Genomic DNA, 23409 nt, shown 5'->3' on the forward strand with positions numbered 1-23409 from the left:
TCTGAACCGGCTGGAGTCCGTCGTCGAGACAGTGCGGGCCGCGCTCAACGCGCTGGCCGCGGCCGCCCCGCAGTGGCTGGCCGGCCGAACGCCACCGCAGTGGTTCGACCGCTACTCTGCCCGGCCGGAGGACACGAAGTTCCCCAGCCGGTGGGCCGCTCGGGTCGCGCATGGCGAACAGGTCGGCCAGGACGGCATGACGCTCCTGAGCTCCGTCTGGTCCGCCGATGCGCCTGCCTGGCTACGAGAGCTTCCCGCAGTGGAGTAGCACTACGCACAGCCAGACGGGACCAGCAGACCGAGCAGTGGCAGAAGCGCTACGGGCACCGCGCAGGCATCGAAGGCACCATCGCGCAAGGCGTCCGCGCCTTCGGCCTGCGCAAATCCCGCTACCGAGGCCACCCCAAGACCCACCTGCAACACATACTGACCGCCGCCGGAATGAACCTCGTCCGCCTCGACGCATGGCTCACCGGCACACCACTCGCCCCCACCCGCACTTCACACTTCGCAGCACTCCGCCCCACCGGATAAATCCGGTGGGGCGGAGTGAAGGGGCATTCGCCAACGGTGTCCGGAACTCCGGTGCCGCCCCCGCCTTGCGATCGGCCGCGCACCCTCCGCCTTGCGATCGGCCGCGCGATCAGCCGCGCGCCGCCGCCGCCGCGCCGAGGCCGCCGATGAGGAGGGCGGTGAAGCGTTGGACCCAGGCCTGGTCGACCGGTTCCGCGCTGACCAGGGCGCGGTGGACCACCGCGCCCGCTATCACGTCGAAGATCAGGTCGTCGGTGCCGTCGATCGCCCCGGGGTCCCGGTCGGCGGGGAGTTCGCCGCGCTCCTGGGCGCGCTGGCGGCCTTCCAGGACCAGCCGCTTCTGCCGGTCCACGATGGAGGTGCGGATCCGTTCGCGCAGCGGCTCGTCGCGGGTGGACTCGGCGACCACCGCCATCAGCGCGGTCTTGGTCTCCGGCCGCTGGAGCAGCGCCGCGAACTGGAGTACCACGTGTTCGATGTCGGCCCGCAGGCTTCCCAGGTCCGGGAGTTCGAGTTCGTCGAAGAGGACGGCGACGGCGTCGACGACGAGTTCGTTCTTGTTGGCCCAGCGCCGGTAGAGCGTGGTCTTCGCGACCCCCGCCCGGGTCGCGACGTCCCCCATCGTCAGCTTGGACCAGCCCAGTTCGACCAGGGCGGCGCGGGTCGCCACCAGGATCGCCGTGTCGGCCTCGGCGGAGCGGGGGCGACCGGGGCGTCCCGTGGCACGGGGTCGGGGGCTGGTACGGCTGCACATGGTGCTCGACCATACCCGCCGGTAGGTATCGCGCCAGAGGTGCGTGATGTGAGCCAGTTCACCGGGGAGTTCTTGCCTCGGCCCGGGGGCTTCCAGTTACGCTACGACCTGTAGCGAAAGGCTTTGAGCGGCCCGAGCGACAACCACACGTGCCGGGTGGGGACCCGGCACATCGAAACAATGAACCGTGTACGTCCGTACGCCTCGCATACCGGCGGGAGGCCTGCGGACGGCACGGTTCAGCCATGGCTTACCGGTTACGCGCGCGGAAGGGGGAGGATGTACTCATGCAGCCCAGAAACATGTCCATGAGCGGCGTCGTCGACCTCGCCGCGGTGAAGGCGGCCGGAGAGGCCAAGGCCAAGGCGGAGCAGGCGCGCGCCGAGGCCGCCCGGCAGGGTGGCTCCGCGGCCGTCGCCCCTTCTGCCCTGGTGATCGATGTCGACGAGGCCGGCTTCGAGCGCGATGTCCTGCAGCGCTCAGCCGAGGTCCCGGTCGTCATCGACTTCTGGGCCGAGTGGTGCGAGCCGTGCAAGCAGCTCGGCCCCCTCCTCGAGCGGCTCGCCGTGGAGTACAACGGCCGCTTCCTGCTGGCCAAGATCGACGTCGACGCCAACCAGATGCTGATGCAGCAGTTCGGCATCCAGGGAATTCCGGCCGTTTTCGCGGTGGTCGCCGGCCAGGCGCTGCCGCTCTTCCAGGGTGCGGCGCCCGAGGCGCAGATCCGGCAGACCCTGGACCAGCTGATCCAGGTCGGCGAGGAGCGCTTCGGCCTCACCGGCATCCCGGTGGACGCCGACGCGGAGGGATCCGCCCCGGCCCCCATGCCGGCCGGACCGTACGACGCCCTGCTCGAAGCGGCGATGTCCGCGCTGGACGCCGGTGACCTGGCCGGTGCCGTCCAGGCGTACAAGAACGTGCTCGCCGACGACCCCGGCCACCCGGAGGCGAAGCTGGGCCTGGCGCAGGCCGAGCTGCTCGCCCGGGTGCAGGACATGGACCCGCAGCAGGTGCGCCAGAACGCGGCCGACAACCCGGCCGACGTCACCGCGCAGATCGCCGCCGCCGACCTCGATCTGGTGGGCGGTCACGTCGAGGACGCCTTCGGGCGACTGGTGGACGCGGTGCGCCGCACGGCCGGCGAGGAGCGGGACGCGGCGCGGCTGCGGCTCCTGGAACTGTTCGAGGTCATCGGGCCGGACGATCCGCGGGTGACGGCGGGCCGCCAGGCCCTCGCCCGGGTGCTCTTCTGACCCGTTCCCTCCCACCCGGGACGGCGCCGATTTGGCGACACAGTGACAGAACGCGGCCGCGTTTTACCAAAACTTGGTAAACGCGGCCGCTGTTACTTGCAGTAAATCGAACCCGCTTTTCTGTCCGGGTTTCACCCTCATCCTCCTGAAGTAGGGCACCCGTCGGCTGCACCCTGTGTGGCCGCCCGACATCGCCCTGTCGTGGCGTGGTTATCGGGCCGTTACTAGTGAGTAACGAACCCCCTTGTGCCCCGGCCCGGAATGGACAACGATCGGCGACGCTCGGTCCTCCACCGCACCAGCCCCGGCAACCAGCCGGGCCGCGGCGAGGGTCCCCACCGAGCGGGCCGGCGGTGACGCCGGCCGTGGACAGGGGGGTTCCTGCTCTCACCGGCAGGGCCTGTCCAAGGAGGTTGCGCGCAAGGCGTGGCCAGTGGTTGTCGCTCGGGGGTGATCGCCGGTGGATCGGACGCGCCTCGCGCCCGGTGTTCGGCGCTCCTTCCCGAGGACGTAGCACTTCTCCCATCCCAGGACGGGCCCTGGGCCCATCCGGAGATGTACGTCCGAGAAGGAGGATTCTCATGAAGTCCCAGGTTCGTGGCGGGACCAGATGGAAGCGGTTCGCCGTTGTCATGGTGCCGAGCGTGGCCGCGACGGCCGCGATCGGTGTGGGCCTGGCCCAGGGCGCGCTCGCCGCGTCCTTCAGCATCTCCGGCCAGGAGTTCAAGGTGAAGGCCGACAGCCTCGTCGGCAATGACTTCGTGCAGTACGGCAGCGTCGCGGCGGGCAAGGACCTGCACGGCAAGCCGTTCGCGGAGCCGGTCGGCGTCTCGGGCTTCTCCGAGGCCTGGATCACCAACATGTGCCAGTCCGTCGTCACTCCGGACGTTCCGTTCATCGGGAACGTCTCCCTGGAGCTGCGCGCCGGTACGGACCCGAAGAAGCCCGTCTACGCGAAGGACATCTACCTCGATGTCTCCTCGCTGAAGGCGGACGCCGAGTTCGGCAACATCGACATCGGCGTGGCCGCGGGCTCCCTGAAGGACCCGGGCATCCAGCCGGGCACCCAGGCCAACCCGTACGGCTTCTCGCAGCGCGCCAAGACGGCGAAGCTGACCAACGTGGAGCAGAAGGCGTGGGCGACCACCGCCGGAACCTTCAAGCTCAGCAACCTGAGCCTGAAGCTGCACAAGGGCACCAAGGAGTGCTTCACCGAGTAGGACTCGGTGGCACTCCGGCAGTAACTGCCCGGCGGGCGCGGGCCGCCGACCGCTCGTGCGGCCCCGCCCGTTCCCGGCCATCGCGCCGCTTTCTCTACTTCTCAGCAACACCGCTTCCAGGGAGCTGTTTTCCATGAGCGCCGAGTCCACTGCTTCCCGCGGAGTCCCGAACGAGCGCCGCTTCCACGACTGGCGAGGCAGCCGGCCGTTCTGGGGCGGCCTGTTCACCATGATCGGCGGCCTTCCGATCGCCTACTTCCCGTACGCCGACATGCGACTCGGCAACATGACGATCGCCATGGCGACCACGGGCGGCGCGGGAGCGCTGATCATCGGTGTGCTTCTGGTGACGCTCGGACTGACGATGTGGTTCCAGCCCATCGTCCGGGTGTTCGCGGGTGTCGCGGCGATCGTGCTGGCGCTGGTCTCCATCCCTGTCTCCAACCTCGGCGGCTTCTTCATCGGGTTCCTGCTGGCGCTGGTGGGTGGCGGGCTCTCCGTCGCCTGGGCCCCGGCCCCGGAGGTTGTGGAGGGCGCGGACACCGCGGAGCGGGCCGAGACCGAGGCCGCCGTGGGCGAGCACAAGTACGACGGTCCGCCGCTGGGCCCGGAAGGCGACGGGGGCTTCGACACCGTCGACCCGCTGCCGGTCCCGGAGCAGCGCGCCGGTGAGGAGCCGGACCCGTACGCGGGCCCCGGTGCGCAGGCGACCGAAACGACGATCGACGCCAACGGCGGGAGGAACAGTGCGGGGTGACGAAACACAGTCGACGCAGTCGGCGACGGCTGGCGACGGCGCCACTCTGGCAAGAAGGGGTCCGCGGCACGCGGCACCGCGCAAGTCCCTGCTGAACAAGATCCAGGGGCCCGCGGGCAAGGCGATGGCCTTGGCGGCCATGCCGACCGCCGTCCTCATGGGCATGGGCATGGCTCCGAAGATGGCCCTCGCCGACGAGAACGACATCCCCTTCGCGCCCGGTCCGTGCGTGACCCGCTCGGACGAGCCTGTGACCGAGGAGTCGACCAAGCCCGCCGAGACGGGGACGCCCGAGCCCACGGCGAGCGCGAGTACGAGCCCGAGCCCGACCACGGAGCCGAAGCCGGACGCCACCGAGGAGCAGGAGACGCCCGCACCGGGCGCCAGCCCCTCGGCGGAGGAGACCGCGAAGGCGAGCACGGAGCAGTCGCAGGCCCCGACGCCCACCCCGACCGCGACGAAGAGCGTCAATCCGCTCGACCCGCTGGGCATCGGCGACAAGATCAAGGACATCTTCGACGGGCCGGACACCCCGCCGACGAGCACCCCGTCGCCGACGGCCACCACCCCGGCGGAGAAGCCGACGACGGCTCCCACCACGGCTCCCACCACGGCGCCGAAGACGGATCCGAAGACGGATGCGGCTCCCCAGGCCGACGCCCCGGTCGACAGGACCAAGGAGGCGATCAAGGACGCCGCCGACAAGGCGGGCGCCAAGGTCGAGGAGCTGTCCGAGGACGCCAAGGGCCTCGACGCCAAGAAGGACGAGGACATACCGGAGGGCGCCAAGCCGCGCTTGCCGTGCCCCGAGCCCGACCCCGAGGCGCTCGCCGCCGCGGAGCTGGAGCAGGGCCTCCCCCTCCTGCCGGACGAGCCGTGGATCCTGAACAGCACGAAGCTCACGCTGAAGGGCCTCAAGTACCACGGCATCGTCGAGGTCAAGACGGGCAGCGGCAAGATCAAGAAGGTCCTGAAGTTCACCGCGAGCGACGGGGTCGACATCAAGGACCTGCACCAGCGCACGGTGCACTCGGACGGCCTCACCGGACACGTGCGGTCCGACAAGGGCTCGACGTCGACCATGAGCAACGGCACGGTGACCATGTACACGGAGCAGCTGAAGGGCAACCTCTTCGGCCTGATCCCGGTCACCTTCAACCCGCAGACCCCGCCGCCGCTCGACGTACCGTTCGCCATCTTCACCGACGTGGAGGTCATCCAGGCCGGCCAGTTCGGCGGCACGCTCACGGTCCCCGGCCTGCGCAACACGATCGAGCCCAGCTGATCGTTCGTACGAACCCATCCGGGAGCCGCAATACGAGGAGGGCCCCCGTCCGATCCGGACGGGGGCCCTCCTCGTGTGCGGGGCAGGCGTCAGGCCCGCTCGGCGCCACCGAGGTGGTGCACCCGGACCATGTTCGTGGTGCCGGGGACGCCGGGGGGCGAGCCGGCCGTGATGACCATGGTGTCGCCCTCGTTGTAGCGCTGGAGCTTCAGCAGCTCCGCGTCGACCAGGTCGACCATCGCGTCGGTCGTCTCCACGAACGGGGCGAGGAAGGACTCCACGCCCCAGCTCAGGGTGAGCTGGTTGCGGGTCGACTCGTCCGTGGTGAACGCCAGGATCGGCTGCGACGCGCGGTAGCGGGACAGGCGGCGGGCGGTGTCACCGGACTTGGTGAAGGCGATCAGCGCCTTGCCGCCCAGGAAGTCCGCGATCTCGGCGGCCGCGCGGGCCACCGAGCCGCCCTGCGTACGCGGCTTCTTGCCGGGCACGAGCGGCTGCAGGCCCTTGGAGAGCAGCTCCTCCTCGGCCGCGACGACGATCTTCGACATCGTCTTCACGGTCTCGATCGGGTACGCGCCGACGGACGACTCCGCCGACAGCATGACCGCGTCCGCGCCGTCCAGGATCGCGTTGGCCACGTCGGAGGCCTCGGCACGCGTGGGGCGGGAGTTGGTGATCATCGACTCCATCATCTGGGTGGCGACGATGACCGGCTTGGCGTTGCGGCGGCACATCTCCACGAGGCGCTTCTGCACCATCGGGACCTTCTCCAGCGGGTACTCCACCGCCAGGTCGCCACGGGCCACCATGACCGCGTCGAAGGCGGCGACGACGCCCTCCATGTTCTCGACGGCCTGCGGCTTCTCGACCTTGGCGATGACGGGGACCCGGCGGCCCTCCTCGTCCATCACCTTGTGGACGTCCTTGACGTCGCTGGCGTCACGGACGAAGGAGAGCGCGACCATGTCGCAGCCCATGCGGAGCGCGAAGCGGAGGTCCTCGACGTCCTTCTCCGACAGGGCCGGCACGTTGACCGCCGCGCCGGGCAGGTTGATGCCCTTGTGGTCGGAGATGACGCCGCCCTCGACGACGATCGTCTTGACCCGCTGGCCCTCCACCTCCACGACCCGCAGCTCGACGTTGCCGTCGTTGATCAGGACCTGGTCGCCCTTGGAGACATCGCCGGGCAGACCCTTGTACGTGGTGCCGCAGATGGACTTGTCACCCGGGACGTCCTCGGTGGTGATGGTGAACTCGTCACCGCGCACCAGCTCGACGGGACCCTCCGCGAAGGTCTCCAGCCGGATCTTGGGGCCCTGGAGGTCGGCGAGCACGCCGACGGCGCGGCCGGTGTCCGCCACCGCCCTGCGGAGACGGTCGTACCGCTCCTGGTGCTCGGCCTGGGTCCCGTGGCTCATGTTGAATCGGGCCACGTTCATGCCGGCCTCGATGAGAGCCTTCAGCTGCTCATACGAGTCGACGGCGGGGCCCAGCGTGCAGACGATTTTGGAACGGCGCATGAGGCGGATCCTATCGGTTTGTTTCACTGCGGAATATTCCGGCTGGCGGAAAGTACAAATGGGCGGAGGTCCGCTCAGGCGTTCACTCTCCGCGCACCAGCGCGTAGCTCTGCCTGGCGATCTCCAGCTCCTCGTCCGTCGGCACCACGGCGACCGCCACCCGCGCGTACTCCGGCGAGATCAGGCGCGCCTCGTCGGATCGTACGGAGTTCAGTTCGGCGTCCACCGCGAGGCCCAGCTCCTCCAGACCGGCGATCGCAGCTTCCCGCACCGGAGCCGCGTTCTCGCCGACACCCGCCGTGAACACCACCGCGTCCACCCGCCCGAGTACCGCGTAGTACGCCCCGATGTACTTCTTGAGCCGGTGGATGTAGATGTCGAAGGCGAGCCGGGCCCGCTCGTCGCCCTCGTCGATCCGGCGGCGGATCTCCCGCATGTCGTTGTCGCCGCACAGCCCGACGAGGCCGCTCTTCTTGTTGAGCAGGACGTCCACATCGTCCTCGGACATGCCCGCGACCCGCTTGAGGTGGAAGGTGACCGCCGGGTCGATGTCGCCCGAGCGGGTGCCCATGACCAGGCCCTCCAGCGGCGTCAGACCCATCGAGGTGTCCACGCACCGACCGCCCCGGACGGCCGAGGCGGAGGCCCCGTTGCCCAGGTGCAGCACGATCACGTTCACCTCCTCCGGCGCCCTGCCCAGCAGCTTCGCCGTCTCGCGCGAGACGTACGCGTGCGAGGTGCCGTGGAACCCGTACCGCCGGATGCGGTGCGCGTCCGCGGTCTCCACGTCGATCGCGTAACGCGCCGCCGACTCCGGCATCGTCGTGTGGAAGGCGGTGTCGAAGACCGCCACCTGCGGCAGATCGGGGCGCAGATCCATCGCCGTACGGATACCCGTGAGGTTGGCGGGATTGTGCAGCGGCGCCACCGGGACGAGCCGCTCGATCTCCGCGAGCACCGCGTCGTCGATCACGGTCGGGGCGGAGAACCGCAGCCCGCCGTGGACCACCCGGTGGCCGATCGCGGCCAGCTCCGGGGAGTCCAGACCCAGGCCGTCCGCCGCCAGCTCCTCGGCCACCGACTTCAGCGCGGCCGCGTGGTCGGCGATCGGGCCGGTCCTCTCGCGCCTGGAGGCGCCGCCGCCCTGGAGCGGGGTGTGGACGAGCCGCGAGTTCCCCTCACCGATCCGCTCCACCAGGCCGACCGCGAGCCGGCTGCCGTCCCGCATCTCCAGGAGCTGGTACTTCACCGACGACGAGCCGGAGTTGAGGACGAGGACACGCGAGGCGGGACGGGCCGAGCGAAGCTCGTCGGACGGGGCGGTGGCGGGAGACGGGTGGGCGGTCATGCGGGGAGCTCCTGACCCTGTGCGGGGACCTGGGACTGGATCGCCGTGATGGCGACCGTGTTGACGATGTCGCTGACGAGCGCGCCGCGCGAGAGGTCGTTCACGGGCTTGCGCAGACCCTGCAGGACAGGGCCGACGGCCACGGCGCCGGCCGAACGCTGCACGGCCTTGTAGGTGTTGTTGCCGGTGTTGAGGTCCGGGAAGATCAGCACGCTCGCCTGCCCGGCCACCTCCGACCCCGGCAGCTTGGTCGCGGCGACGGACGGCTCGACCGCCGCGTCGTACTGGATGGGCCCCTCGATCCGCAGCTCCGGGCGGGACTCCCGTACCCGCTTGGTCGCCTCGCGCACCTTGTCGACGTCCGCGCCGGAACCGGAGGTGCCGGTGGAGTACGAGAGCATCGCGATCCGCGGCTCGACACCGAAGCGGGCCGCGGTCGCCGCCGACTGGACGGCGATGTCGGCGAGCTGCTCGGCGTTCGGGTCCGGATTGACCGCGCAGTCGCCGTACACCAGCACCTTGTCCGCCAGGCACATGAAGAAGACCGAGGAGACGATCGAGGCGTCCGGCTTCGTCTTGATGATCTCGAAGGCGGGCCGGATGGTGGCGGCGGTGGAGTGGACCGAACCGGAGACCATGCCGTCGGCCAGCCCCTCCTGGACCATCAGCGTGCCGAAGTAGTTGACGTCCGAGACGACGTCGTACGCGAGCTCCACGGTGACGCCCTTGTGGGCGCGCAGCTCGGCGTACTTCGCGGCGAAGGAGTCGCGCAGCTCGGAGGTCTGCGGGTCGATCAGCTGGGTCGTGGCCGAGGAGAGGTCGATGCCCAGGTCGGCGGCCTTCTTACGGATGACCTCGACGTCACCGAGGAGGGTCAGGTCGCAGACGTCCCGGCGCAGCAGCACGTCGGCCGCGCGCAGCACCCGCTCCTCCGTGCCCTCCGGCAGCACCACCCGGCGCCGGTCGGCGCGGGCCTGCTCGAGAAGTTCGTGCTCGAACATCATCGGGGTGACCCGGCCGCTGCGCGCCACCGAGATCCGCTTCAGCAGATCGGCGGTGTCCACGTGCCGCTCGAAGAGACCCAGTGCGGTCTCCGCCTTGCGGGGCGTGGCCGCGTTCAACTTCCCCTCCAGGGAGAAGAGTTCGGCGGCCGTGGGGAAGCTGTTGCCGGGGACCGAGATGACCGGGGTGCCGGGCGCGAGGCGGGCGGCCAGGGTGAGGATCTCCTCGCTGGGCCGCTCGTTGAGGGTGAGCAGCACCCCCGCGATGGGCGGCGTGCCGGCCGAGTGGGCGGCGAGGGCGCCCACGACGAGGTCGGCGCGGTCCCCGGGGGTGACCACCAGACACCCGGGGGTCAGCGCGTTGAGGAAGTTCGGCAGCATCGCGCCGCCGAAGACGAAGTCGAGGGCGTCCCGGGCCAGGCCCGCCTCGTCGCCGAGCACCACCGAGGCGCCGAGCGCGTGGGTGATCTGGGAGACGGTGGGAGCGGCGAGGGCCGGCTCGTCGGGCAGGACGTAACAGGGCACCGGCAGCCGGGCCGCCAGCCGCTCGGCGATGGCCGCGCGGTCGTCGGCCGCCACCCGGTTGACGATCATCGCGAGGACGTCGCAGCCGAGACCGTCGTACGCGCGGAAGGCGTTACGGGCCTCGGCCCGTACGGACTCGGCGGGCTGGCCCTTGCCGCCGACCACGGGTATCACCGAGGCGCCGAACTCGTTGGCGAGGCGGGCGTTGATCGCCAGCTCGTCGGGGAGCTGGGTGGCCGCGAAGTCCGTACCGAGGACCAGGACGACCTCGTAGTCGCGGGCGACGGCGTGGAAGCGGTCGACGAGCCGGGAGACCAGCTCGTCGGTGCCCTGTTCGGCCTGCAGCGCCGACGCCTCGTGGTAGTCCATGCCGTAGACGGTCGCCGGGTCCTGGGAGAGCCGGTAGCGGGCCCGCAGCAGGTCGAACAGCCGGTCGGGACCGTCGTGCACCAGCGGCCGGAACACCCCCACCCGGTCCACCTGGCGGGTCAGGAGCTCCATGACTCCCAGCTCGACGACCTGCCGGCCGTCTCCGCGGTCGATCCCGGTCACGTACACGCTGCGCGTCACGCCGTGGTCTCCTGTCCAGTCCTGTCAACCGAGTGTGTTCAAAAAAGCCCGGTAGGGTGGCAATGCCCTCTTGACAATACCTCTGCGGGTGGATAGGACGCTTGCCGGACGAAAGGCCGGGAAGAAGGGGACGAAAGGCCCTCCCGCCGGACGCGCGGAGTGGTCGGGAGCGCGACCGCGAGAGCCGGGCGTGGGAGAATCGGCAGGGCTCACGTACCACTACCCGAGCAGGAGACACAGCACGATGCGCATCGGAGTTCTCACCGCAGGCGGCGACTGTCCCGGCCTGAACGCAGTGATCCGGTCGGTCGTGCACCGGGCGCTGACCGGACACGGCGACGAGGTGATCGGCTTCGAGGACGGGTTCAAGGGTCTCCTGGACGGGCATTACCGGCCCCTCGACCTCGACGCCGTCAGCGGCATCCTCGCCCGCGGCGGCACCATCCTCGGCTCCGCCCGGCTGGAGCGCAACCGCCTCTCCGAAGCCGCCGAGTCCGCGCCTGAGTTGGCGAAGAAGTACGGCATCGACGTCCTCATCCCGATCGGCGGCGAGGGCACTCTGACCGCCGCCCGGCTGCTCTCCGACGCCGGCATGCCCGTCGTCGGCGTCCCCAAGACGATCGACAACGACATCTCCTCCACCGACCGCACCTTCGGCTTCGACACCGCCGTGGGCGTGGCGACGGAGGCCATAGACCGTCTGAAGACCACTGCCGAGTCCCACCAACGGGTGATGGTCGTCGAGGTGATGGGCCGCCACGCAGGATGGATCGCCCTGGAGTCCGGCATGGCCGGCGGCGCCCACGGCATCTGCCTGCCCGAACGCCCCTTCCAGGTCGACGACCTCGTCAAGATGGTCGAGGAACGCTTCGCACGCGGCAAGAAGTTCGCCGTCGTCTGCGTCGCCGAGGGCGCGCACCCGGCCGAGGGCTCCATGGAGTACCAGAAGGGCGAGATCGACCAGTACGGTCACGAGCGCTTCCAGGGCATCGGCAACCGGCTCGCGGTCGAGCTGGAGCGCCGCCTCGGCAAGGAGGCGCGGCCCGTCATCCTCGGGCACGTGCAGCGGGGCGGCACACCGACGGCGTACGACCGGGTGCTCGCCACCCGCTTCGGCTGGCACGCCGTGGAGGCGGCGCACCGCGGCGAGTTCGGCAGGATGACCGCGCTGCGGGGGACGGACGTCCTCATGGTGCCGCTGGCCGAGGCCGTGACGCGGCTGAAGACCGTGCCGGAGAGCCGGATGTCCGAGGCCGAGTCGGTCTTCTGACCCGGGCCGCCGGCCGGGCCTCGTCCCGGAACCGCTCCGCCGAACGGCCCCGGTCGTCTCCCCCGTGGAGGACCGGGGCCGTTCGCGTCCCCCGTGGCGTTCCGGCCCCCGACCGGAATTGCCGATTTCACTCTTGAGCCGAACCGCGCGATCAACAAGGCTTACGCCTGTCCCGGACATGTCCCAACTCCGTTCGGGCACGTCCGGCGGGCAGGTCACGGGAGGGGCGGGAAGAGTCATGACCGAGGGACACACCGGCGGGCGGAGCGCGCCGGACCCGCGGGAGGCCACCGATCCCGCCGCGTTCATCGCACAGCTGCAGGCGCTCAAGGACTGGTCCGGGCTGACCTACCGCGAGCTGTCGGCCCGCGCCGAGGCGGTCGGCGACGTCCTGCCGCGCTCGACGGTGGCGAACATGCTGGCCCGCTCGACCGTGCCCCGCGAGGAGCTCCTCACCGCCTTCGTCCGCGCCTGCGGGGTGGGACCCGGGGCGCTGGAGTCCTGGCAGGTGGTCCGCAAGGAGCTGGCGGTACGAGGTGTCCACGCGGCGGCGGGTCCGGTGCTTTCGGCCCCGGCCTTGGAGCGGGACGGCGACGAGGCCGAGGACGGGGACGCGGTGGACGGACCACGGTGGCCCGGTGCGCAGGAGCCCAGGCCGGAACCCCGGGGCGCGCGCCCCGATCCCGACTCCGACTCCGACTCCGACCCCGACCCACGCCGGCGAATACGCAGGACGCTCGTCGCGCTCGTCGCCGTCGCCGGGCTCGTCCTCGCCGCGGTCAGCGTGGTCGTCGCCCTCGTCCAGGAGGGCGAGGAGACCGGCCACGGCCCGAAGCGGCTGACGGCACCCGCCGCCGGGGACGTACGGATCCGGGTGATCGGCTCGGACCTCTGCCTCAACGAGCGCCGCGGTGCCAGGACGGGCCAGGTCCACCAGGTGGAGTGCGCGGGCGCGGACGTCCCCCGCTACTCGCTCAAGGATCTCGGCGCGGGAACCTGGCAGATCGTCTCCGACCACCCCGACTACGGCCCCGGCTGCTCGGGGATCCCGTCCGGCGGCCGCATCCCCGACGCCGCCCTGGAGGACTCGGAGTGCGGCGACCCGACCCGCGTGGAGCGGTTCCGCCTGGAGGCGTTCGGGACCCCGGTCACCGGCTACCGGATCGTCCCCGTCGGATCGGCGACCCCCGGCACCTGCGTGACCGTCCTCGGCGACCGCACGGCCCCCTGGTCGAGACTGGCCCAGGCGCCCTGCCGGCCGGACGCCCCAGGCCAGCTCTTCAGCTTCGACCGCCGGGCCACGGCCCCCTAGTAGGCGTGACGGGGAGACGAGCGGATCCTGCGGTATCCCGAGTCGTGACCGGACAGTCCTCACCTCGCCTCGGTGTGGAACGCCTTCCGGCCTTTCACCATCCAGGCCCGGGCGGTGAGTGCGATAGAACCGTCCAACCCCCTGGGGGCAGCCGAGCTGAGCGCGTCACGCACTCGGCCCCGCTCGGCCGGGGTGAGGGTGGCCAGGTAGCTCGGTGCAGGGCCCTGCCCCGCCAGGAAGGGCTCCCACAGATCGGCGAAGTCGGCGAAGACGGTCGGCACCTCGATCGAGGCGGTCGACACGTCAACGAGTCCCACGTCAGCCCACACCGCGCGCAACCGCTCCGGCCGGCACACCCGGAACCGGCGGCCCTCGTCCAGTGCGGCCGCGGACGGATCCACCTCGATGACGGCGTCCCAGAATCGGCGAACGAAGCCCATGCCGTCGGCGTAGTCCCACACATACGCCGCGATCAGGCCACCTGGCCGGACCACTCGGGTCATTTCGGCCACCGCCGCGGTGGGCACGGCAAAGAAGTTCAGGGCCAGACCGCTGATGACAAGGTCACACGCTTCAGCGCGCACGGGAAGCGACATCGCGTCTGCCACGATGAAGTGCGTCGAGACGGGAGCAGTGGTGCGGGCTGAGCCCACAAACCCCTCGGACCGGTCGATTCCCACCATCTGTCGGGGCCGGCGCCGGGCGGCTACCACAGCCGACAGCACACCGGTACCGCATCCCACGTCCACGCACCTCAGGCCATCCGCGCAGTTGAGCCACGCCGTGAAGTCCTCCGCGACAGGCCGGCTCCACCGACCCATGTACCGCTCGTACGCGGCCCCGGCCTCCCACACGTCCGATCCCCGCTTCTTCATGGCCCTACGATCCCCGCTTCAGTGCCTCACGAGTCGCAGGCACGCGAGTCCGGCCGGCGGCTCAGGACAAGTGGAGGAAGCAGGTGGAGCCCGGTTACGGGACACCCTCAGGCGGCGTACTCCACCAGGCGGGTCCGCAGGGCCTGCACCGCCGACAGGTCGAGGCCGACATGGCCGGTGGCGTACGCGTACACCGAGCCGTGGTCGCGGCGCAGGTCCGCCAGGAAGAGCCGCATGATGTCCGCGGGCGCCCGCCCGTACCCCGGCCAGCGCAGTTCGCGCCCCGGGTGGGCCGCGCGCCAGTCGGCGATCAGCCGCTCGGTGGCCAGCTCGGTCAGGGCGAAGTCGTCCAGGATCTGTTCGTCGGAGACGTCGAGGAGGCCCAGGAGCACGCCCGCCAGCAGTCCGGTGCGGTCCTTGCCCGAGGCGCAGTGGAAGACGAGCGGCCCGTCCGCCGCCGCGATCACCTCCAGGGCCTCGCGCAGCTCGGCCGCCCCGTCGGTGGCGACCTCGGTGAACCGGTCGGCGAGGTAGTGCCACGGGTCGAGGCCGGGATCGATCTCCGCCTGGTCGTAGGGGCGGTGCTCGATGCTCAGGTTGTGCCGGACGACGCCGGCGGTCTCGGGGGTCTCGGGCAGACGGCCCTTGGCGGCGATCTCCCACGGGTAGCGCAGGTCGATCACCGTCTCCACGCCCAGCTCGTGGAAGCGCTCCAGATCCTTGCCGTCGAGCTTGGCGAGGGAGTCGGAACGGAAGAGGGTGTTCCAGCGGACGGTCCCGCCGTCGGCGGTCCGATAGCCGCCCAGATCACGGAAGTTGTGCAGGCGCTCGAAGGCTATGTGTCGTCTCACGGCGACACCCTACGGGCGGCCCATGGCTACGAACCGGTCGCCGCCCAGAAGTGATCGACGATCTCGTCCAGGTACGCGCGGCCCGAGTCGCCGCTGCCACCCGACGCACCCCAGCTGCTCGTCGCGGCCATCTTCGCGTGGTAATCCGTGTGCAGCCGCTGCAGCGCCGACTCCAGGATCTGCTTGGGCAGCGGCAGCATCTTCACGGCGGGGCGGACGTACGCCTGCCAGCGCGTGGTCGCCGCGTCCCGCAGCAGCGCGGCCAGGTCGTCGTTCCGGCCGGTCGCCGTCAGCAGCGCGCGCGGTCCGAGCCCCAGGGTCTCGGCGAGGGCCGCGGTCTGGCGTTCGTTCCCGCGCCAGCGGCCGGATTCCTCCATCTTCAGATAGCTGTTCGCGTCCAGGCCGACCCGGCGCGCCAGATCGTCCGGCGCGAGGCCGCGGGCCAGCCGGTGCTCGCGCAGAGTGGTGGCGGCCGCCAGGAGGTCGCCGGGAGCGCACCAGAGGACGCCGGCGAGCGCGGTGAGCTCTTGGGCGGTCGGGGCGAGCCGGCCGCGTTCCCAGGCGACGACCGTGTCGGGGGTGACGCCGAGGCCGTACTGCGCGCGCAGGCCGTAGGCGACATGGCCCGGGGCCATGCCGAGGCCTTCACGCAGCCGGCGCGCGGCGAGGGCGTCGAAGGGAGGAGAGGGGGGAGAGGGTTGCACGTCGACACGGTAGGTGCGGAACGTGACCATTGGCTACGGTGCGTTCCCCCAACCCCAGATGTCGTAGAAACGTCGGAACTGATCAGTAACGACCACGTTCGGCCGTGGTGAGCCAGCGGTACTGCAGCTCGGGACGCCCGATCTGTCCGTACTGCGGCGCCCGCGCGGCCCGCCCCTCCATGACGAGATGTTCCAGATAGCGGCGCGCGGTGATCCGCGAGATCCCCACTGCGGCCCCCGCCTCGGCCGCGGTGAGGCCGGCGGCCGAGTCCCTGAGCGTACGGGTGACGGCCTCCAGGGTGGGCGCGCTCAGCCCCTTGGGCAGCGAGGCGGGCTGCGGGGTGCGCAGCGTGGCCAGCGCCCGGTCCACCTCGTCCTGCCCCGAGGCCTCGCCGGCGCTGGCGCGGAACTCGGCGTACCGGGTGAGCCGGTCCCGGAGGGTCGCGAAGGTGAACGGTTTCAGCACGTACTGGACCACCCCGAGCGAGACCCCCTCGCGCACGATCGCGAGATCGCGGGCGGAGGTCACGGCGATCACGTCGGCGGAGTGCCCGGCGGCGCGGAGCGACCGGAGCAGCTGGAGGCCGTGGCCGTCGGGCAGGTACAGGTCGAGCAGGATCAGGTCGACCGGCGTGCGGTCGAGGAGCCGTACGGCGGCGGCCCGGGAGTGGGCGACCCCGGTGACGACGAACCCCGGCACCCGCCCGGCGTAGAGCGCGTGGGCGTCCGCCGCGACGGGATCGTCCTCGACGACGAGGACCCGGATGGCGTCGACGGCATCGCTCATACCGCCGCCTCCGCCCCGGCCACCGACGCGGCGGCGCCGCCCGCGTCCACCTGTCCCGCGTCCACCCGCCCGGCGTCCACCCGCCCCGCGTCCACCTGTCCAGCGTCCACCCGCCCGGTGTCAGGCTGCCCGCCGTCCGCCCCTCCACCGTCCGGGGCCTGCCCGGCGGTCGCCGGGGCCGCCGGGCCCGGAGCCGAGGTCAGCGGCAACCGTACGGTGAACTCCGCACCGCCCTCCGGGGAGCGGGCCAGTGTCACCGTGCCCGAGGCGCGGGCCGTCGCCTGGCGGACCAGGGCGAGGCCCAGGCCCCGGCCCGCGCCGTGGGTCGACCAGCCGCGCTCGAAGACGGCGTCCGCGTCCTCCTCGTCGACCCCCGGGCCCGTGTCGCCGACGCGGATCAGGAGCTCGCCGTCCCGCGCCAGGGCGGTGACCGTGACCCGCGGGTGGAGCGTTCCGCTCGCCGCCTCGACCGCGTTGTCGATCAGGTTGCCGAGAATCGTGACCAGGTCCCGGGACGGGATCGCCGGCGGCAGCAGGCCGTCGTCGATCCGGCTGTCCTCGGTCAGCACCAGCTCCACGCCCCGCTCGTTGGCCTGCGCCGCCTTGCCGAGGAGCAGCGCCGCGAGGACCGGCTCCCCGACCGCGTCGACGACCCGGTCGGTGAGCGCCTGGGCCAGCTCCAGCTCCGCCGTCGCGAAGCCGACCGCCTCGTCCACCCGCCCGAGCTCGATCAGCGAGACGACCGTGTGCAGCCGGTTCGCCGCCTCGTGGGCCTGCGAGCGCAGTGCCTGGGTGAAGCCCCGCTCCGAGGTCAGCTCCCCGGAGAGCGCCTGGAGCTCGGTACGGTCCCGGAGCGTGACGACCGTGCCCCTGCGCTCGCCGCCCACCACCGGCCTGGTGTTGACCACGAGCACCCGCTCGACCGTGAGATGCAGCTCGTCCACCCGCGGTTCCGAGGACAGCAGTGCGCCCGTGAGCGACGTCGGCAGCCCCAGCTCGGCCGCCGGCCTGCCCACCACCGTCGCGTCCAGACCGAGCAGCTCCCGCGCCCCGTCGTTGATGAGCGCGATCCGCCGCTGCCCGTCCAGCATCACCAGCCCCTCGCTCACCGCGTGCAGCGCCGCCTCGTGGTAGTCGTGCATCCGGCTCAGTTCGGCCGCGTTCATCCCGTGCGTGTGCCGCCGCAGCCGGGCGTTGATGACGTACGTACCGATGCCGCCGAGCGCCAGTGCGGCCCCGGCCATCCCGAGCAGGGCCGTGACCTGCTCCCGTACCTGCTCACTGATCGTCTCGATGGTGATGCCCGCGCTCACCAGGGCGATCACCCGGCCGTCGTCGTACACCGGAGCGACCGTACGGACCGAGGGTCCGAGCACGCCCATGTGCGTCTCCGAGAAGATCCGCCCCTGGACCGCGGGCTCGATGTGGCCGAGGTACGTACGTCCGATCTCGGCCGGCTCCGGATGGGTCCAGCGCGTCCCGTCCGGCGCCATGATCACGACGAAGTTGACCCCGGCGTGCCCGCGCAGCGACTCGGCGTACGGCTGGAGCCGCGCCGTCGGGTCCGCCGAGCGGACCGCCTCGACGACCGAGGGGGACTCGGCCACGGCGGTCGCGGTCGCGGTGGACTGGCGGCGCGCGGTCTCCTCGGCCTGGGCGCGGTCGGTGACGTAGGCGAAGACAGCGCATCCGGCCACGATCGCGGCCACCAGCACGACCTGCATCGCGAAGAGCTGGCCGGCGAGGCTGCGGGGCCGGGGGAACGGTAGGCGCATGTCGGTAAGTGTGCCTGGCCGGATTTGCGCCGTGGAATGCCGTTCCCGAATCGTTCTCGGATTCCCGCGGCCGCGGGCCTTCTCCCGGCCGGGTGAATCCGGGCCGTGCGTGAACGAAAGGAACGCAACGGTGACCCGGGTCACAGGCTGATGGATAGTCGCGGGGATCCACCGGGACGTGGACACCCATCAGCACGAGGAGGACCCCGTGGCCGCACAACGGGACCGTACCCATTACCTGTATCTCGCAGTCATCGGCGCCGTGCTGCTCGGCATCACGGTCGGTTTCGTCGCGCCGGGCGTCGCCGTCGAGCTCAAGCCGCTGGGCACCGGCTTCGTGAACCTGATCAAGATGATGATCTCGCCGATCATCTTCTGCACGATCGTCCTCGGCGTCGGCTCGGTCCGGAAGGCCGCCAAGGTCGGCGCCGTCGGCGGCCTCGCGCTCGGGTACTTCCTCGTGATGTCCACCGTCGCCCTCGCCATCGGCCTGGTCGTCGGCAACCTGCTGGAGCCCGGCTCCGGCCTCCACCTGACCAAGGAGGTCGCCGAGGCCGGCGCCAAGCAGGCCGACGGCGCGAGCGAGTCCACCGCGGACTTCCTGCTCGGGATCATCCCCAAGACGCTGGTCTCCGCCTTCACCGAGGGCGAGGTCCTGCAGACCCTGCTCGTCGCGCTCCTCGCGGGCTTCGCGCTCCAGGCGATGGGCAAGGCCGGGGAGCCCGTCCTGCGGGGCATCGGGCACATCCAGCGGCTCGTCTTCCGCATCCTCGCCATGATCATGTGGGCGGCGCCGGTCGGTGCGTTCGGCGCCATCGCGGCCGTCGTCGGCGCGACCGGTATCGACGCCCTCAAGTCGCTCGCGGTCATCATGATCGGCTTCTACATCACCTGTGCGCTCTTCGTCTTCGTGGTGCTCGGCACGCTGCTGAGGCTGGTCGCCGGGGTCAACATCCTGGCGCTGCTGAAGTACCTCGGCCGGGAGTTCCTGCTGATCCTCTCCACCTCCTCCTCGGAGTCGGCGCTGCCGCGGCTGATCGCGAAGATGGAGCACCTCGGCGTCAGCAAGCCGGTCGTCGGCATCACCGTCCCCACCGGCTACTCCTTCAACCTGGACGGCACGGCGATCTACCTGACGATGGCCTCGCTCTTCGTCGCCGAGGCGATGGGCAACCCGCTCTCGCTCGCCGAGCAGATCTCCCTCCTCGTCTTCATGATCATCGCGTCGAAGGGCGCGGCGGGCGTGACCGGCGCCGGTCTGGCCACCCTCGCCGGTGGTCTCCAGTCCCACCGGCCCGAGCTGGTCGACGGCGTCGGTCTGATCGTCGGCATCGACCGCTTCATGAGCGAGGCCCGCGCCCTGACCAACTTCGCGGGCAACGCGGTCGCCACCGTCCTGGTCGGCACCTGGACCAAGGAGATCGACAAGGCCCGCGTCTCCGAGGTCCTGGCCGGCAGGGTGCCCTTCGACGAGACGACCCTGGTCGACGACCACGCGCCGCGGACCGAGGAGTCGCCCCTCCCGGACCAGCGGGCCGAGGACGGCGAGGAGAAGGCGCGCGCGGGCGTCTGACGCCCGCCCCGCAGACCGCCCCGGGTCCCGGGCCTTGAGCCGGATCCGGGCCCCGGGGAACGGAGACGACCCCGGCCGCACTTCCGGCCGGGGTCGTCGCTCGTGTACGTCCGGGTGGTCAGGAGAACGGGATCCCGACCACCGACTGGTTGCCGATCCCGAGCGTGCTCGGGCCGTTCCCGATCGCGTTCCACACCTCGATCCGCACCCGGCCGTTCACCAGGTTCCCGTGGCTTCCCGTCGCCGACTTCAGGCCACTCGCCTGGGTGTAGTGCTCGTAGCCCGGTACGGGATCGGTCGCGAAGTACTGGTACGTCTCGACCCGCTCCCAGCTCCCGTCGCCGGTGCGGTCGTAACTCACCCTGATCTGCTGGCCGTTGGCCACGACCGATCCCGCGTCGACGAACAGGTCGAACCGGGTCGCGCCGCCGTTGTACGTCCGCGTGATCGGGCCGGAGGTGAAGACCTGCGGGTCGGTGGGGACACCGTCGTGGTTGGCGCCGCCCGCCGAGGCCAGGGACACCGTCGTCGCGGAGGCCGCGTCCCCGGCTCCGCCGCCCGTCCGCAGGTACAGCTGCGAGGACCCCGACGGCGGGGGAGTCGTCGGCGGCGGGGTGGTCGTCGAGCCGCCGCCCTTCGTCCACACCGCCACGTAGTCGACCAGCATGGGCCGTCCCGGGACGGTCGCGGCCGTCGGCGTCTTTCCGGCCAGAGCGTCCGGGAAGGCCCCACCCATGGCCACGTTGAGCAGGATGAAGTAGCCCGCGTGGCTCGTCATGTCGGCCCACGCCTGGGCGCCCACCCGGGTCTCGTTCACGCTGTGGAAGAGCTGGTCGTCCACGTACCAGCGCAGTTCGTTGGGGGAGACCGAGCGGTCCCACTCGAAGCGGTAGGTGTGGAACGCCGACTGGCAGCTCGCGCCCGGGCAGGTGCGGCTCGCGCCGATGCCGGTCGTCTCGCCGCAGGGGCCGCCCGGGTTCACGCCGCAGTGCAGCACGCCCCAGACGGAGTTGAGACCGTTGACGTTCTCCATGATGTCGAACTCGCCGATGGCCGGCCAGTTCCAGTAGTTGCCCCGGTAGGGCGAGCCGAGCGCCCAGAACGCGGGCCAGTAGCCGAGGGCGGCGTCACCGGTCACGTTCGGCATCTGGATCCGGCCCTCGATGCGCAGGGTCCCGCCCGCGGGGGCCTTGAAGTCGGCCCTCTTCGTCTCGATCCGGGCGGACGTCCAGTTGCCCGCACCGTCCCTGAGCGGGGTGATCCGGAGGTTGCCGGTGCCGTCGAGGCGCAGGTTGTCCGGGCTCGACGTGTAGTTCTGTATCTCTCCGGTGCCCCAGTTGCCGGGGCCGCCGGGGTAGCCGTGACCGGTGTCGATCTGCCAGTCGGCGCCGTTGGGCAGGGCGCGGTCGGGGCCGTTGAAGTCGTCGCTCCACTGGAGCGACCAGCCGGGCGCCGGGGGGACGGCGCCGCTGGCGGTGCCGGCTCCGCCCAGCCCGAGCAGGGCGCCCGCGGCGAGTGCGGCGGCGAGGAGCGAGGCGAGCAGGGAAGTGCGTCTGACGCGGCTCGGGGAACTCAAGGAGAACACCTCCGGGAGGTGGTGCGCGGGGGGTGTGCGGGGGGAGTGCCAGTGCTGAGAGCGCTCTCAGGAAGCTTTTGTAGTTGGAGACACCGGCCCCGTCAATGGGTCCGGTGCCTTCGCCTACTGAACGCCCAGCTCGGCCAACTCGCGTGTATCCAGCACGAGTTCGGCTGCCGCCGCCGAGTCCCGTACCGTCTCCGGCCGGCTCGCCCCCGGGATCGGCAGCACCGTCTCCGAGCGCGAGAGCAGCCAGGCCAGCGCCACCCGCTGCGGGCTCACCCCGCGCGCCCGCGCCACCCGGTGGAACCCCCCGAACTCCGGGTCCTCCTCCACGGCCGACGCCCCGTCCAGCGAGCTGCGCGAGATCCCGCCCAGGGGACTCCACGGCAGAAAGGCCAGCCCGAGCTCCGCGCAGAGCCGCAGCTCCGCGTCGCTCGACCGCACGGCGGGGGAGTACCGGTTCTGTACGGAGACCAGCCGGTCGCCGAGGATCTCCCGCGCGAGCCGGATCTGCGCCACGTCCACATTGGAGATCCCCGCCAGCCGGACCGTACCCGCGTCCAGCAACTCCCTCAGGGCGCCCAGTGATTCGGCGTACGGCACCTCCGGATCCGGCTTGTGCAGCTGGTAGAGCCCGATCGCCTCCCCGCCGAGCCGGCGCGCGGAGGCCTCGGCCGCCCGCCGCAGATGCGGGGGACGGCCGTCCACGGTCCAGCCGCCGTCGGCCGTACGCCCCCGGCCGCCCTTCGTCGCCACCAGCACGCCGTCCGTCCGGCCGCCGTACGAGGCCAGCGCCCGCGCCACGAGCAGCTCGCCCTCCCCGGGCTCACCGCCCGGAGGATGGTAGGAGTCCGCGGTGTCCAGCAGGGTGACGCCCGCGTCGAGGGCCGCGTGGACCGTGGCCAGGGCGCGCGCCTCGTCGGGACGGCCCTCGATGGAGAGCGGCATCGCGCCGAGCCCGATCGCGCCGACCCGTAGGTCCCCGATCATGCGGTACCGCATCAGCGCGCCCCCACCGTCTCGGAGACGGCCCGCGCCAGCCAGTCGGCGGTACGTGTGAACGTGTACCCCAGAGCGACCGCCCGCGCGTTGTCCATTCCGTAGGAACGGAAGAAGGAGAACGGCGACACCTCCCCGACCTCCACCTCCTGGAAAACGGTCCGGCCGCCCACCTGCCTCTCGATCTCCGCGCAGATCTCCCTGGTGGTGAGAAGGCCGTGGGAATGGGCGTTCACCGGCCCGGTGAATTCCGACTCCACCGCCCACGCCAGGAATCGCGCTATCTCCTCGACATACACATAGGTGGCCGGGTGGTTGACCACCGGAACGGCGATCGGCTCACCGGCCCGGATGCGGCGCGCGTAATGGTCGACCCGTCCGGTGAAGTCGTCCTCCCCGCCCAGCACATGGGTCACCCGCACCGCCGTGTACGGGAAGGGGGGACCGGCCGCGAAGACCGCCTCCGCCTGCCGCTTTCCCTCTCCGTAGTGCGCTTCGAGGAACTCCGGCTCGTCCCAGGGGAGGTCCAGGTCGACGGCGACCGTACGGGGATCGACGGCCTCCTCCCGTACGGGCACGGCCGAGTTCTCGTACTCGTACACCTCCACCGTCGACGTCATCACATAACGCCGGGTGCGCGGCCCGAACACCCGCCTGGCGATTGCCGCCTGGCGCGGGGTGTAACAGACCTGGTCGATGACGACGTCGAAATTCCGGTCGCCCAGGACGGTCTCCAGTGCCGCCTCGTCGTCCCGGTCGGCGACCAGCCGGGTCGTTCCCGCGACGGCGTCGGAAGAACCGCGATTGAGCACCGTCACCGAATGCCCCGATTCCAGCAGACGGGCCGTCAGCCGCTTTCCGAAATACCGATTCCCGCCGATGATCAGAATGTCCATACGACAAGTGTTACGTTGTGC

The 23409-nt window shown here is 71.2% G+C and carries 19 protein-coding genes and 2 pseudogenes; 9 read left to right on the forward strand and 12 right to left on the reverse strand.

The window, feature by feature from the left end:
- A pseudogene (locus J7E93_RS06200) lies at positions 1 to 268 on the forward strand (IS5/IS1182 family transposase); the annotation flags it as partial.
- A pseudogene (locus tag J7E93_RS06205) lies at positions 268 to 534 on the forward strand (transposase); the annotation flags it as partial. The pseudogenes J7E93_RS06200 and J7E93_RS06205, both read left to right, overlap by 1 nt.
- 109 nt (positions 535 to 643) lie before the next feature.
- Here J7E93_RS06205 and J7E93_RS06210 read toward each other — a convergent pair.
- Complete coding sequence (locus tag J7E93_RS06210; protein ID WP_215066244.1) at positions 644 to 1288, reverse strand: TetR/AcrR family transcriptional regulator; 645 nt, start codon at positions 1286 to 1288, stop codon at positions 644 to 646.
- Between the two features lie 287 nt (positions 1289 to 1575).
- On the opposite strand from J7E93_RS06210, the gene J7E93_RS06215 reads away from it, so the two are divergent.
- The 4 genes from J7E93_RS06215 (at position 1576) to J7E93_RS06230 (ending at position 5803) form a co-directional block, all read left to right on the forward strand.
- Positions 1576 to 2541, forward strand: a complete 966-nt coding sequence (locus J7E93_RS06215) for a tetratricopeptide repeat protein (RefSeq protein WP_215066245.1) — start codon at positions 1576 to 1578, stop codon at positions 2539 to 2541.
- Positions 2542 to 3122: 581 nt separating this feature from the next.
- On the forward strand, positions 3123 to 3761 hold the full coding sequence (locus J7E93_RS06220; protein WP_215066246.1) for a DUF6230 family protein: 639 nt from the start codon (positions 3123 to 3125) through the stop codon (positions 3759 to 3761).
- 133 nt (positions 3762 to 3894) lie between these two features.
- Positions 3895 to 4518 carry a DUF6114 domain-containing protein gene (locus J7E93_RS06225; protein WP_215066247.1) on the forward strand — a complete coding sequence of 208 codons (624 nt, stop codon included), beginning with the start codon at positions 3895 to 3897 and terminating at the stop codon, positions 4516 to 4518.
- Positions 4508 to 5803: a hypothetical protein gene (locus tag J7E93_RS06230; protein WP_215066248.1), complete on the forward strand. Its 1296-nt coding sequence runs from the start codon at positions 4508 to 4510 to the stop codon at positions 5801 to 5803. Before J7E93_RS06225 ends, J7E93_RS06230 begins: the two co-directional genes overlap by 11 nt.
- A gap of 89 nt (positions 5804 to 5892) precedes the next feature.
- On the opposite strand, the gene pyk is transcribed toward J7E93_RS06230, so the two are convergent.
- The 3 genes from pyk to pta all read right to left on the reverse strand — a co-directional run bounded on the left by pyk (position 5893) and on the right by pta (position 10767).
- Positions 5893 to 7323 carry a pyruvate kinase gene (gene pyk, locus J7E93_RS06235; protein WP_215066249.1) on the reverse strand — a complete coding sequence of 477 codons (1431 nt, stop codon included), beginning with the start codon at positions 7321 to 7323 and terminating at the stop codon, positions 5893 to 5895.
- Positions 7324 to 7405: 82 nt separating this feature from the next.
- Entirely contained in the window at positions 7406 to 8671 is a 1266-nt protein-coding gene (locus tag J7E93_RS06240; protein ID WP_215066250.1) for an acetate kinase, read from the reverse strand.
- The gene (gene pta, locus J7E93_RS06245; RefSeq protein WP_215066251.1) at positions 8668 to 10767 is read right to left on the reverse strand and encodes a phosphate acetyltransferase; all 2100 of its coding nucleotides are present in this window, start codon (positions 10765 to 10767) and stop codon (positions 8668 to 8670) included. The genes J7E93_RS06240 and pta overlap by 4 nt, the downstream gene beginning before the upstream one ends.
- Before the next feature lie 244 nt (positions 10768 to 11011).
- Here pta and J7E93_RS06250 point away from each other — a divergent pair, with 244 nt between their 5' ends.
- Together J7E93_RS06250 and J7E93_RS06255 are read left to right on the forward strand one after the other, a co-directional pair.
- A complete protein-coding gene (locus J7E93_RS06250; protein WP_215066252.1) occupies positions 11012 to 12037 on the forward strand; it encodes an ATP-dependent 6-phosphofructokinase in 1026 nt (341 codons plus the stop codon).
- A gap of 238 nt (positions 12038 to 12275) precedes the next feature.
- Positions 12276 to 13349 (forward strand): RICIN domain-containing protein, encoded by a 1074-nt coding sequence (locus J7E93_RS06255; protein ID WP_215066253.1) that lies wholly within the window; start codon positions 12276 to 12278, stop codon positions 13347 to 13349.
- Positions 13350 to 13408: 59 nt separating this feature from the next.
- Here the strand turns inward: J7E93_RS06255 and J7E93_RS06260 are convergent, their stop codons facing one another.
- From J7E93_RS06260 to J7E93_RS06280, 5 genes are all read right to left on the reverse strand, one after another.
- Complete coding sequence (locus tag J7E93_RS06260; RefSeq protein WP_215066254.1) at positions 13409 to 14224, reverse strand: class I SAM-dependent methyltransferase; 816 nt, start codon at positions 14222 to 14224, stop codon at positions 13409 to 13411.
- Positions 14225 to 14331: 107 nt separating this feature from the next.
- Positions 14332 to 15075 carry a tyrosine-protein phosphatase gene (locus J7E93_RS06265; RefSeq protein ID WP_215066255.1) on the reverse strand — a complete coding sequence of 248 codons (744 nt, stop codon included), beginning with the start codon at positions 15073 to 15075 and terminating at the stop codon, positions 14332 to 14334.
- 26 nt (positions 15076 to 15101) lie between these two features.
- Positions 15102 to 15809, reverse strand: coding sequence for a helix-turn-helix transcriptional regulator (locus J7E93_RS06270; RefSeq protein ID WP_215066256.1), 708 nt, complete (start codon positions 15807 to 15809; stop codon positions 15102 to 15104).
- A gap of 52 nt (positions 15810 to 15861) precedes the next feature.
- Entirely contained in the window at positions 15862 to 16566 is a 705-nt protein-coding gene (locus J7E93_RS06275) for a response regulator (protein WP_215066257.1), read from the reverse strand.
- The gene (locus J7E93_RS06280) at positions 16563 to 18341 is read right to left on the reverse strand and encodes a sensor histidine kinase (RefSeq protein WP_215066258.1); all 1779 of its coding nucleotides are present in this window, start codon (positions 18339 to 18341) and stop codon (positions 16563 to 16565) included. The genes J7E93_RS06275 and J7E93_RS06280 overlap by 4 nt, the downstream gene beginning before the upstream one ends.
- Positions 18342 to 18549: 208 nt before the next feature.
- Between J7E93_RS06280 and J7E93_RS06285 the strand changes: the two genes are divergently transcribed.
- Positions 18550 to 19914, forward strand: a complete 1365-nt coding sequence (locus tag J7E93_RS06285) for a cation:dicarboxylate symporter family transporter (RefSeq protein ID WP_215066259.1) — start codon at positions 18550 to 18552, stop codon at positions 19912 to 19914.
- 118 nt (positions 19915 to 20032) lie between these two features.
- On the opposite strand, the gene J7E93_RS06290 is transcribed toward J7E93_RS06285, so the two are convergent.
- The 3 genes from J7E93_RS06290 to J7E93_RS06300 form a co-directional block, all read right to left on the reverse strand.
- A complete protein-coding gene (locus J7E93_RS06290) occupies positions 20033 to 21490 on the reverse strand; it encodes a glycoside hydrolase family 16 protein (protein WP_215066260.1) in 1458 nt (485 codons plus the stop codon).
- Between the two features lie 123 nt (positions 21491 to 21613).
- A complete protein-coding gene (locus J7E93_RS06295) occupies positions 21614 to 22495 on the reverse strand; it encodes an aldo/keto reductase (RefSeq protein ID WP_215066261.1) in 882 nt (293 codons plus the stop codon).
- Positions 22495 to 23388 carry an NAD-dependent epimerase/dehydratase family protein gene (locus J7E93_RS06300; RefSeq protein WP_215066262.1) on the reverse strand — a complete coding sequence of 298 codons (894 nt, stop codon included), beginning with the start codon at positions 23386 to 23388 and terminating at the stop codon, positions 22495 to 22497. The genes J7E93_RS06295 and J7E93_RS06300 overlap by 1 nt, the downstream gene beginning before the upstream one ends.
- Positions 23389 to 23409 lie beyond the last annotated feature (21 nt).

The organism is Streptomyces sp. ISL-36 (assembly GCF_018614205.1).
GTDB lineage: Bacteria > Actinomycetota > Actinomycetes > Streptomycetales > Streptomycetaceae > Streptomyces.